We start from the raw sequence: 11,325 nt of genomic DNA, 5'->3' as shown, positions 1-11,325 counted from the left end.
AACCGCGGTCTTCAAGCTCGGCCTTGTTGTAAATGGTCAAAGTGCGACCATTAACAATAATTTCATGGCTGACGCCCGCCAGCCTCCGGGCCCAAATCGCCTACATCTTGCTCGACCGTGAGATCCTGGTGGCACGACATATTCGCCGGAGAGCTGCTCGCGAATCTGCGGAACCCGGAGTCACCCAGGTCAGCACCAGACAGTAGCCTTTCCCCCATACCAAAAAGGCCGAGACAGTGTTGTCTCGGCCCATGAGTCGTGTTCTAGTCTGTACTTGAATCCTTCGGCGCGGCCGGTGTCCGGTCGATGCCCTGGAAGGAGACCGGCAGACCGTCGGTGTCTACATCCAGGATGAAGGAACCGTTGGAATACCGGTCGGCCAGCGGGTGGTCCATCGGTGCGACGACGATATGCTTGCCCGCATTGGTGAGCACATCCCAGTCGGTCTTGGCCGTGACTGGGGCGACGAGCACAATCTGGTGCGGCTGGGTCTTCAAGACCCGCAGCACCAGCACACCCACGCCGCCGCGATGAGCATCGGGGATCTGGTCTGCCGCCATGCGTTTGAACGCCCCACGGCTGGTAATGACGCCCACTTGCAGACTGTCCGCCGGCTTGGTCAGCAAGAAATCAACCACAACATCGTCCTTCTTCAAATTCTGGGAGCGGACCCCGCTGGCGCGGCCGCCCATGGTGGATACTTCATTGAGCGGATAGCGGGTCGCATAGCCGTGGCGGGAGAAGCTGACGACTTGCCAATCGGCATCGCTGGTCACGAAGAAGACGTCGGTGACCCGGTCGTCCGGGCCCTTCAGCTTCATCGCCACCTGCGCCCGGGACTTGTATGTCCGGCTCGGTTGGAAGTCGGCCAAAGCAAGCTGCTTGAGCTGGCCGGAGGCGGTCCCTAGGACGAAGCGGCCTGGACCGTCCAGCGCGGTCATGACCCGCACGTAAATGATCTTCTCGTCGCTGGCCAACCCCGTCGTCTGGGACACGTGCTCGCCCGTGTCCTTCCACTTGCCGTCCTGGATCTCGAAGACCTGGCGGTAGATCATGTTGCCGGCACTGGTGAACATGTAAACGTGGTCGAGCGTGTGCACACTGCCCTGGAAGACAAACTGGTCGTTTTCTTTCAACCCGTTATCCCCTTCGTCGGAAGCGTTGAAGGAACGCAAGCTGGCCCGTTTCAGATAGCCGTCGCGACTGACACCCATCATCACTTCTTCGTCCGTGACCAAGACACTCGTGTCGATGTCCAGCGTTTCCACGTGCTTCTCAATTTGAGTCAGCCGCGGTGTCGCGTATTCCTTCTTGACGGCCAGCAGTTCGCTCTTGATAACCTTGGCCAGTTCCTTGGGATCGCCAAGAATCTTTTCGTAGCCGGCGATTTTTTCACTTAACTCCGCATGCTCAGCCTGCAGCTCGGTCACGTCGGTGTTCGTCAACCGATACAGCTGCAAAGATACAATGGCCTCCGCTTGGACCGGTGTGAACTGGTATGACTGAACCAAGTTGTTCTTGGCGTCGCCCTTGTCCTTGCTGGCCCGGATGGTCTTGATCACCTTGTCCAGGATGGACAGGGCGTGGATCAAGCCTTCCACGATGTGCTGACGGTCCTGGGCTTTCTTTAAGTCGTACTGGGTACGCTTAGTGACGACGTCCTTGCGGAAGTCCAGGTAGGCCGTCAAGATCGGCCCCAAGCCTAACTGCTCGGGCCGAGCGTCGCGGATAGCAACCATGTTGAAGTTATAGCTGATCTGCAGGTCGGTGTTCTTGAACAGGTAGTTCAAGATCCCCTGGGCATCGGCGTCTTTCTTCAACTCAATGACGACGGACAAGCCGAAGCGGTCGCTCTCGTCCCGGACTTCGTAGATGCCGTCGACCTTCTTCAGGACGCGCATCTCGTCGATCCGCTTGACCATCATGGCCTTATTGACCTCGTAAGGGATCTCGGTAACCACGATCTGCTGGCGGCCGCCACGCAGGTCCTCGATCTTGGTCTTGGCCCGCACGACGATGCGCCCGCGGCCCTTCGTGTAGGCTTCCTTGATACCAGAAAGGCCCTGGACGATGCCCCCGGTGGGAAAATCAGGACCTTTAACGAACTGCATCAGCTCGTCCAGCGTCGCCTGGGGATGAGCCAGCAGGTACACCGTGGCATCAATCACTTCACCCAGGTTATGGGGCGGGATCTCAGTGGCATAACCGGCCGAAATACCAGTGGCGCCATTGACCAGCAGATTCGGGAAGCGGGCCGGCAGCACGGTGGGTTCTTCTTCGGTATCGTCGAAGTTGAGCACCATCGGGACAGTCTCTTTGTCGATATCGGCTAATAGTTCGCCGGAAGCCTTCGACAACCGGGCTTCGGTGTACCGCATGGCCGCCGGCGGGTCGCCATCCATCGAGCCGTTGTTCCCGTGCATCTGGATCAGCGGCAGACGCAGCTTCCAATCCTGGCTCATCCGCACCATCGCTTCATAAATGGAGGAATCGCCGTGGGGGTGGAAATTACCCATGACGTTCCCAACCGACTTAGCGGCCTTGCGGAAGGGTTTGTCGAAGGTATTGTGGTCCTCGTTCATGGCGTACAGGATACGCCGCTGAACGGGTTTCAGCCCATCCCGAATGTCAGGCAGGGCCCGTTCTTGAATGATGTACTTGGAGTAACGCCCGAAGCGTTCCCCCATCACGTCTTCTAAGGAGAGTTCCTTGATGTGTTGTGATTCAGCCAAGGCGTTCGTTTCCTTTCTTCATCATGATCATGCGTGGTGTTCCTTCAACGCCGTTAAGATTTTGGCGTCTTCCTTCTCGTGGGCGACGGCGTCGCTGCCGTCCATTACGGTATTGTCCAGCAGGCTGCCTTCGTCGGCCATATTGAAGCTGACGTTGCGTTCGATCCACTGGCGCCGTGGCTCGACCCGGTCGCCCATGAGGGTCGTGACTCGCCGTTCGGCCAGGGCCGCATCAGCAATCTTCACCCGGATCAGCGTGCGGGTATCCGGATTCATCGTGGTTTCCCACAACTGGTCCGCGTTCATCTCGCCCAGTCCTTTGAACCGCTGCAAGCTGTACCCCTTGCCCATCTTTTTGATGTCTTCGGTCAGCTCGTGCTCGGTCCAAGCATACTCGATGCGCGTCTTGGCGCCGGCCCCCTTCTGCAGCTTATACAGCGGCGGTAAGGCAATGTACACCTTGCCAGCGTCGATCAGCGGCCGCATGTAACGGTAGAAGAAAGTCAGCAGCAGGATTTGAATATGCGCGCCATCGGTATCGGCATCGGTCATGATGATGATCTTGTCGTAGTTGCTGTCCTTGATGTTGAACTCGGCCCCGACCCCGGCGCCGATGGTGTAGATCATGGTATTGATCTCTTCGTTCTTGAAGATATCGGCCAGTTTGGCCTTCTGCGTGTTCAAGACTTTGCCCCGCAACGGCAGGATCGCTTGGAAACGCCGGTCCCGGCCCTGTTTAGCCGAGCCGCCGGCGGAGTCCCCTTCGACCAGGTACAATTCGTTCTTCTTGGCATTTTTGGACTGCGCCGGCGTCAACTTGCCCGACAGCAGGCCGTCCGTCTTCTTCCGCTTCTTCCCGGTGCGCATGTCGCTGCGGGCTTTGCGCGCCGCTTCCCGGGCATCCCGGGCTTTGAGTGCTTTGCGTACCAGCTCCTGGGCGAACTCGCCGTTTTCTAACAAGTAGAAAGACAGCTGCTCGTAGATGACGTTCTCCACCACGGGGCGGGCTTCCGGTGTGCCCAGCTTGCCCTTGGTCTGCCCCTCGAACTGCAAGAGCTCCTCAGGGATGCGGACAGACAGGACGCCGCTCAAACCTTCGCGGACATCGGAGCCTTCCAGATTCTTGTCCCGTTCCTTGAGCAGGTTGACCTTGTGGGCATAATCGTTGAACGCTTTGGTGTAGCCCGCCTTCAAGCCAACCTCGTGGGAACCGCCGTCGCCGGTGCGGACGTTGTTGACGAAGGAGATGATGTTCTCGCTGTAACCGTCGTTGTACTGCGCAGCGAACTCCACCTCAATACCCTTGTCCTTGCCGGTGAAGTCCATGATGTCGCCCATCGTGTCCTTGTCCTCGTTCAGGTACTTGACGAAGGATTTGATGCCGTCATCGTACTTGAAGACATCCTGCTGTTCCTTACCCGGCCGCTCGTCGGTCAGGGAGATGCTGATGCCCTTCAGTAAGAAAGCCGACTCCCGCAGGCGTTCTGCCAGCGTATCGTAGTTGAAGTTGGTCGTAGTAAACACGGACTCGTCCGGCCAGAACTGGATGGTCGTGCCGTTGGGTTCCTTGACCTTACCAATCATCTTCAGCGTACCCACGGGAACGCCGCCATTTCTGAATTCTTCAAAATACGCCTTGCCGTCCCGGACGACCCGGACAGTCAGTTTCTTGCTAAGCGCGTTGACGACCGACGCCCCGACACCATGCAGGCCGCCGGAGGTCTTGTACGTGTTCTGGGTGAACTTCCCGCCGGCATGGAGCACCGTCAAGATGACCTCGATCGTCGGCTTGCCGGACGGATGCATTCCGGTGGGCATGCCGCGGCCATGGTCCTGAACAGAAATCCCCCCATCGGCCAGGATCTTCACGGTAATATCCTTGCCAAACCCAGCCAGGGCTTCATCCACGGCATTGTCCACGATCTCGTAGACCAAGTGGTGCAAGCCGTGACTGTCGGTGGACCCGATATACATCCCCGGGCGCTTACGCACGGCTTCGAGCCCATGCAGCACCTGGATGGACGAATCATTGTAATCTGACGCAGATTGCGGCATATCGACAAACTCCTTTACTCATCTCGGCCCGGTCACCCGGTCCGAATGTATGTTCCGAATTAACTCACATTTTCAATATTAAGCTACTGAGGGCGGTTATGGCAAGTGCAGATGGCGGAGGCCGACGGTTAGCCCACCTGATTTAAGTGGTCCTAGGACGGAAGTCCCTGGTCTTGGGATTTTTGTCCTAGGACCCTTAAATCATGGTGGGCTGTCGGCCGAAGCCCGTTTGTAGAGAGGGTGGAGGCTGGCGGTTAGCACCACCAGGCTAAGTGGCCCTAACGGTTAAAGCCCCATTTTTGGGCTTTGACCGTTAGGGTCCTTAGACTGTATGGTGCTGCCAGCCGGAACCCGTTTAGAGGGCGGGGCGGCCCGAAGTCCCCTTGCTTCTGCTCGGCGGAGCCCGTTTACGACACCCCGGCCAGGAAGCCCCGCACGCAGGCTGTAACGACGAGGCGCGCAACCCACGAAGGTTCATTCAGCCGCAGCCCGGATAAACAAGACCGCCTGACTAAAGAAACGCTCTTTCTCAGTCTCCCGCCCGGCGCAGACCCCCTATCCATCTGTGGTAAAATTACCTTAAAGCTCGCCACGGAAGGATACTGACACGCATGGTCTATGCAGAACTGCTCCTGCTCTTTGTTATCGCCTACCTGATCGGTTCGATCCCCACTGCCCTGATCGTTGGGCAATATTTCTACCATAAAGATGTCCGCAAGTTCGGCAGCGGCAATATCGGGACCACGAATGCTTACCGCGTCCTGGGGCCGAAAGCCGGCACGGTGGTCCTGATCCTGGATGTGCTGAAAGGCACGCTGGGTGCCTCATTACCCCTGATGGCCGGCTTCAGCGACCGCCACTTGGTCCTCCTCATCGGCCTGGGTGCAGTCCTGGGCCACTCGTTTTCCATCTACATCCACTTCCACGGCGGCAAGTCCGTCGCCGCCAGTGCCGGCTTGCTGCTGGCATACAACCCGCAGTTCTTCCTGCTAGCGGCTCTGATTTTCGGCACCATCGTTTTCCTCTCCAGTATGGTCAGCATGGCCAGCACCCTGGGGGCTTTCTTGATCCTGCTGCTGTCCCTGATCTACCACGACTGGATCCTCACCACCATCATCGCCGCCGTCGCTGCATTCCTCATCTTCCGCCACCGCAGCAACTTTAAGCGGATTTTCAGCGGCACAGAAAATCTGGTACCGTTTGGGCTTGTTTACTGGTACAAACGCAACAAGGGCCAGTAAACTGTTGTTGAGTAACTGAAACCAGGTAAAATGGAAAACTGGTAATCCTGCCTCAGAAAATCCTCAACCTTACAAATTTGTTAGCGCACACCCCCCATCTTCGTGGGACAATTACTATCGTCAAGTAAGCGATTACTTTCCACCCAAACTATCACGTAATGTCACTCAGTAGAGTTATATCATGTCCCGCTTCATCGACTTGTGAGCAATTGCAGCGCAATTAGCTCAAGGAGGATATCATGATTAAAATGCGGATGGGTTTTATACTGAAGATTGTTGTTCCTGCAGCTGCCCTCTTCACCTTTGCGTTTTCTGCTAGTAAGCCGGTAAATGCTGCAACGACTTCGCAGGAAATCCAAGAAGCAGTAAAACAAAAGCTCGACAGCGTAACGACTCCAAATCTGAAAATCTCAGGTGCCACCGTTGATTTGAACGCAAACTATGACTTTTCAGATCTAACGGTTCAGCAAGAATTAAATTCTGAAGTCTCCGCTTTGGTTGAAAAGCTGGAGACAATGAATTCGCAAAAAGTGTTTTCGGATAACGTCAATCAAGGTACTCTACCCCAGCCTCAAAAGAACCCTGTGATTGGGAACTCTGCATCCACGATGAGCTTTAGCTATAATGGATCAAATAATTACACGGCCTATGTGTGGAGCGGAGTACCTGGTATCGGTTGGGGTCATATCAACCAGGATTTTACGGCTACTGTAAGTGGTGGTAAGATTTCTTCACTGACTAAGCGCGGTAGTAGTTACCCGTCCGGTATCACCTGGGCACAGTGGACAGCAAATTACACCGATGTTTCATTCAATTCAAGTAAAACAACTGTGAATATTTCAATGCACGGGACGTTAAATTACACTCTCAAACTTCTCGGTGGAAATCTTCCTGCAACTTTCCTCGCGCAAGGAAAAGTAAAGAGTGGTCGGATTGTGGATATCACTGACTAGGTTCCGCGTTGGAAGGGTGATGGGCAGATGGATAAAAAGAAATCCGGGTTCGGTAGTCTCTCTCTTGTCTTTCTGATTCTTCTCCTAATTCTCAATACGGTCAATGTCAACGGAACCACTCTCGGTATGCTTGCTTTCAAAAGCCAGCCTTTAACTAATGCCGTTTCAGTGGTGTTGATTGCCGGGGCCGTCGGTTTGTCATTACATTTTCGCAACGACCTGTTTGCTGGCACGACCCGCTGGATGCTCAAAGCAATCCTCTTCATGCTGACTGTCGTTCTTATCCTTATTGTTGTGGGTGAGTTCATGCGTTAAATCGGGTTGTGGCGGATCACACGCGTTCAATCAATTGCATCTCTAGACACCAACAGCGGTCGCTGCTCTTCGGAGCAACGGCCGCTGTTGATGTCTAGAGGACTTTCTAAAAAATACCGATCCGGTACTTGGCAGAGAATTGCTCACCGGGCGCCAACTGGTGCATGCCCACCTTGTGGGTCAGGTCGCCGTCCGTGCCGACGGAATCGGCGATCCCCCACCAGGGTTCCAGGGCGACGAAGGGCCCGGTCTTCGGATACTGGGACCATACGCCGATGTACGGCGCGTCCTTAACCGTCAGTTCCACCCGGTGCTCAGAATTGTCCTGGCGCAGGCTGACCGTGTTCTCACCGGCCAGTTCATAGATCAACGCGTCCTTGGCGAACAGCTCCGGGGTAATGGCCAGATCCACATCAGTGGGCGCCAGCGTACGGTGCTCGAAGTCGGTCTCGCCGTCTGCCGATAGCGGAATGGCGATCCGGCTCTTCTTCGGCGCAAAGCGCAGGTAGTTCTGGCCGCCAGAGGGGTCGATACCCGTATTAAAGGCCGGGTGCCCGCCGACGGAGAACCACAGCGGCAGGGTCTTACTGGGATTCGTCACGTAGTACCGGACCTTCAGCAAGTTGCCCAGCAGGGCGTAGCGGATCCGCAGGACAAAAGCGAAGGGATAAATCTTGCGCGACTCGGCATCGTCTTGCAGTTCAAAAACGATTTCTTCATCGGAATGACGGACAATCGTGAAATCCCGGTCCCGGGCAAAGCCGTGCCGCCCCATCGCGTACTGTTTTCCTTGATAGGTGTATGTGTCATTGTGCAGCATCCCGACGATGGGAAAGAGCACCGGTGCCCGCCGGCCCCAGATCCGGGGGTCGCCTTGCCAGAGATATTCTCGATTGGTGTTGTGATCGCGGATCGACTGGAGCTCCGCCCCGTGTTCGCTGATCTGCACCGTTAGAAATTCGTTTTGGATCTGTTGCATACCGAATCGTTCCCTTCCAACTTTTCTAAAATGATGCCCTGATCACAGAATGAACTGGGTCAGATCCTTGTCGGCCGTGATCTTGCCGATGCGGTCGTTAACGTATTGTGCGGTGACGGTGATGTCGCCCATGGCCATGTCCGGTGCAGAGAAGGAGACTTCTTCCAGCAGCTTCTCGAGAATGGTGGCCAGACGTCGGGCACCAATATTCTCCACTGTGTGATTCACATTATACGCAATCTCGGCGATGCGGTCGATGGCTTCCTTGGTGAACGTCAGGTGCACGTCGTCGACCCCAATCAAGGCAATGTACTGCTTAATCAGGGAGTTGTTCGGTTCCGTTAAAATGCGGACGAAGTCGTCCTTGGTCAAATCGTCCAGCTCCACCCGAATGGGGAAGCGGCCCTGCAGCTCGGCGATGAGGTCGCTGGGCTTGGTGTCGGCGAAAGCACCGGAGGCAATGAACAGGATGTGGTCCGTGCTGATCATGCCGTACTTAGTGTTCACCTGGGACCCTTCAACGATGGGCAGAATATCGCGCTGGACGCCCTCTCGGGAAACTTCCCCGGAGGTCCGCTTGTTACCGGCGGCGATCTTGTCGAACTCGTCGATGAAGATGATGCCCGTGTTTTCAGCCCGCTTGATGGCGTCGGAATAGATGTCGTCATGGTTGACCAGCTTGCTCGACTCCTGGCGGATCAGAACTTCCCGGGCTTCCTTGACGGACATCGTGCGAGTGACCTGCTTCTTGGGCAAAAGATTGCCCAGCATGTCGCCCATGTCGATGCCCATTTGACCCATCATGTCGCCGGCGCCGCTCATGGGCTTGGCTTCATCCATTTGGATCGTGACTTCCCGGTCTTCCAGCAAGCCCTTGCTCAGCTGTTCCTTGACGCTCAGGCGCTGGTCGCGGATAGCGTCGGTCACCCCGTCGTCATCATTATCGTCGTCCTGATTTTGATTGCCATTACCAGAAATCATCGCCATCATGTCCTGCAGCGTGGCTTGGCGCTTCTCGTGCTTGATGCCGGGCACCAGCAGTTTGACCAGCTTCTTGTCAGCCTCTTCAGACGCGCGGCCGCGGACCCGGCTGTAGTATTCCTCTTCAACCATGTGGACAGAAACGTCCACCAAGTCCCGGACCATCTGCTCCACGTCCCGGCCGACGTAGCCGACCTCGGTGAACTTGGTCGCCTCGACTTTAACGAACGGGGCGGCGACGATTTTGGCTAGACGGCGGGCAATTTCAGTCTTGCCGACCCCGGTGGGGCCAATCATCATCAGGTTTTTCGGGGTGATATCCGCTTGCATATTCTCAGGCAGACGCAAACGGCGGTAACGATTATACAGAGCGACGGCCACGGCCCGCTTGGCTTCCTGCTGGCCGATAACGTATTCGTCGAGTTCGGAGACAATCTGTTGCGGTGTTTTGGTCATTTCTAACATAGGCACGCCTGCTTCCTAAAACGACTTTGCGATTACGTTGTGGTTGGTGTAGACATCGATGCCGGCGGCGATGTTCACCGCCGCCTTGGCGATCTCTTCCGCGCTCATGCTGGGCGCGTGCTGGTTCATGGCGATGGCCGCGGCCTGCGCAAAGTTGCCGCCGCTGCCAATCGCCACCACGTCATCGTCGGGGTCGATCACCTCGCCGCTGCCGCTGATCACCAGGAGGTTGTCCTTATCCATGGCGATGAGCATCGCCTCCAGCTTCTGCAGGGTCGGGTCCTTGCGCCAGTCTTGGGCGAGTTCCACAGCCGCCCGGCGCAGGTCGCCGGAATAGCTCTCCAGTTTCTTTTCTAACCAGTCTTGCAGCGTGAACGCATCGGCTACGCCACCGGCGAACCCGATCACGACGGAATCATGGAAAATGGACCGGACTTTTTTGGCCGAGCCCTTCATAATGTACTTTTCACCCAGGGTCACTTGACCATCCCCGGCAATAGCGGTGTGGCCGTCATGTTTCACTGCGACGATTGTTGTCATATCGATTAAACTCCTTTATGGTCGTCAGCCTCTGGCCCGGTTGCCCGGGGGAAGAACTGACGGTATTGGTCCTGTAAATGGGCCATCGTAACATGGGTATAAATTTGGGTGGTAGAGAGGGATGCGTGGCCCAGCAATTCTTGGACGCTGCGCAGGTCCGCCCCGTTGTTCAGCATCTCGGTGGCGAAGGTGTGGCGCAGCATGTGGGGGTGGATCTTGGCCGTCAGGCTGGTCTTTTTGATCACCTGATCCAAGATATATTCCACGCCCCGGGGAGTCACCGGCAGCCCCCGATCGTTGAGAAAGACGCGGTCGGTGGTCTGTTCAGCCGCTGTCTTGGCTTTGCCCAACAGGTGCGGCCGGGCCTTCAGCAGATACGTCTGCAGCCGTTTCTTCGTCTCGGCATCGAAGGGCACGTAGCGGTCCTTCTGCCCTTTCCCGTGGATCAGAACGACCCCCAGGGAGAAATCCAGCTGCCCGACCGTCAAGCCGGTCAACTCGCTGACCCGCATCCCTGTTGCATATAATAACGCAAGCAAAGCAACGTTGCGTTGGTCTAAAGGCGTATTTCCGTCTGCACCTTGAAACAGAGCGGCCACTTCTTTGGGGTAGAAAAACTGGGGCAGCGCATGGTGGCGGTTCGTCAAACGGACATCGGCAAACGGATTATCCGCCACGTAGTGTTCCCGGATAAGAAAACGGTAGAACCCGCGCAGAGACGAAATCGACCGCTCAATGGTCCGGGGCCGGTAGTGATCACCGAGGTAACTTAAATACACATCCACGTCGATCTGTTCGATCTTGTCGTAGCCCTTGAAACCGCCGTTGGCGGCCAGGTACTGACTAAAGCTGTGGAGGTCCCGGTCGTAGGCTGCGACTGTATTTTCAGAGTAGCGGCGGACACCGCGCAAATAATCGAGGTATTGCTGGACCCAATCATTGTCTTGACTCATTTTGGGACCCCTTTTCCTTCCGTAAAACTTCACTCTTAATGGTAACAAAAACGCTGCCAATACGCTAATTGTGACTGGCTGCTGAGGGAAGACCATGCGGTTCTGATCGCG

At 56.1% G+C, this 11,325-nt stretch carries 9 protein-coding genes; 3 read left to right on the top strand and 6 right to left on the bottom strand.

The genetic code is table 11. The features are described from left to right. Positions 1–263: 263 nt before the first annotated feature. The gene (parC, locus tag L248_RS01290) at positions 264–2,732 is read right to left on the bottom strand and encodes a DNA topoisomerase IV subunit A (RefSeq protein ID WP_022528225.1); all 2,469 of its coding nucleotides are present in this window, start codon (positions 2,730–2,732) and stop codon (positions 264–266) included. A 27-nt stretch (positions 2,733–2,759) separates the two neighbouring features. Next, positions 2,760–4,787, bottom strand: coding sequence for a DNA topoisomerase IV subunit B (gene parE / locus L248_RS01285; RefSeq protein WP_022528224.1), 2,028 nt, complete (start codon positions 4,785–4,787; stop codon positions 2,760–2,762). A gap of 611 nt (positions 4,788–5,398) precedes the next feature. On the opposite strand from parE, the gene plsY reads away from it, so the two are divergent. The 3 genes from plsY to L248_RS01270 all read left to right on the top strand — a co-directional run bounded on the left by plsY (position 5,399) and on the right by L248_RS01270 (position 7,296). Further along, a complete protein-coding gene (plsY, locus tag L248_RS01280; protein ID WP_022528223.1) occupies positions 5,399–6,028 on the top strand; it encodes a glycerol-3-phosphate 1-O-acyltransferase PlsY in 630 nt (209 codons plus the stop codon). Between the two features lie 239 nt (positions 6,029–6,267). Beyond that, a complete protein-coding gene (locus tag L248_RS01275; RefSeq protein WP_022528222.1) occupies positions 6,268–6,981 on the top strand; it encodes a hypothetical protein in 714 nt (237 codons plus the stop codon). A gap of 27 nt (positions 6,982–7,008) precedes the next feature. Further along, positions 7,009–7,296 carry a hypothetical protein gene (locus L248_RS01270; RefSeq protein WP_040534200.1) on the top strand — a complete coding sequence of 96 codons (288 nt, stop codon included), beginning with the start codon at positions 7,009–7,011 and terminating at the stop codon, positions 7,294–7,296. A gap of 106 nt (positions 7,297–7,402) precedes the next feature. On the opposite strand, the gene L248_RS01265 is transcribed toward L248_RS01270, so the two are convergent. Genes L248_RS01265 through L248_RS01250 form a run of 4 tightly spaced genes read right to left on the bottom strand, consistent with a single transcriptional unit; the run spans position 7,403 to position 11,214 of the window. Next, positions 7,403–8,275, bottom strand: coding sequence for an aldose 1-epimerase family protein (locus L248_RS01265; protein ID WP_022528220.1), 873 nt, complete (start codon positions 8,273–8,275; stop codon positions 7,403–7,405). A gap of 42 nt (positions 8,276–8,317) precedes the next feature. Then, positions 8,318–9,721, bottom strand: a complete 1,404-nt coding sequence (gene hslU, locus L248_RS01260) for an ATP-dependent protease ATPase subunit HslU (RefSeq protein WP_022528219.1) — start codon at positions 9,719–9,721, stop codon at positions 8,318–8,320. Between the two features lie 15 nt (positions 9,722–9,736). After that, positions 9,737–10,261 carry an ATP-dependent protease subunit HslV gene (gene hslV / locus L248_RS01255; RefSeq protein WP_022528218.1) on the bottom strand — a complete coding sequence of 175 codons (525 nt, stop codon included), beginning with the start codon at positions 10,259–10,261 and terminating at the stop codon, positions 9,737–9,739. Positions 10,262–10,266: 5 nt separating this feature from the next. Continuing rightward, positions 10,267–11,214 (bottom strand): tyrosine recombinase XerC, encoded by a 948-nt coding sequence (locus L248_RS01250; protein ID WP_040534199.1) that lies wholly within the window; start codon positions 11,212–11,214, stop codon positions 10,267–10,269. Positions 11,215–11,325: the final 111 nt, after the last annotated feature.

It is taken from the genome of Schleiferilactobacillus shenzhenensis LY-73 (genome assembly GCF_000469325.1).
Lineage (GTDB): Bacteria > Bacillota > Bacilli > Lactobacillales > Lactobacillaceae > Schleiferilactobacillus > Schleiferilactobacillus shenzhenensis.
This window is presented reverse-complemented; position numbering and strand designations above follow the sequence as displayed.

Excerpts from the sequence above, each read along its gene's own strand:
- parE (WP_022528224.1), bottom strand. The coding sequence starts at position 4,787 with ATGCCGCAATCTGCGTCAGATTACAATGATTCGTCCATCCAGGTGCTG.
- L248_RS01275 (WP_022528222.1), top strand. The coding sequence starts at position 6,268 with ATGATTAAAATGCGGATGGGTTTTATACTGAAGATTGTTGTTCCTGCA.
- L248_RS01265 (WP_022528220.1), bottom strand. The coding sequence starts at position 8,275 with ATGCAACAGATCCAAAACGAATTTCTAACGGTGCAGATCAGCGAACAC.
- plsY (WP_022528223.1), top strand. The coding sequence starts at position 5,399 with ATGGTCTATGCAGAACTGCTCCTGCTCTTTGTTATCGCCTACCTGATC.
- hslV (WP_022528218.1), bottom strand. The coding sequence starts at position 10,261 with ATGACAACAATCGTCGCAGTGAAACATGACGGCCACACCGCTATTGCC.
- L248_RS01250 (WP_040534199.1), bottom strand. The coding sequence starts at position 11,214 with ATGAGTCAAGACAATGATTGGGTCCAGCAATACCTCGATTATTTGCGC.
- hslU (WP_022528219.1), bottom strand. The coding sequence starts at position 9,721 with ATGTTAGAAATGACCAAAACACCGCAACAGATTGTCTCCGAACTCGAC.
- L248_RS01270 (WP_040534200.1), top strand. The coding sequence starts at position 7,009 with ATGGATAAAAAGAAATCCGGGTTCGGTAGTCTCTCTCTTGTCTTTCTG.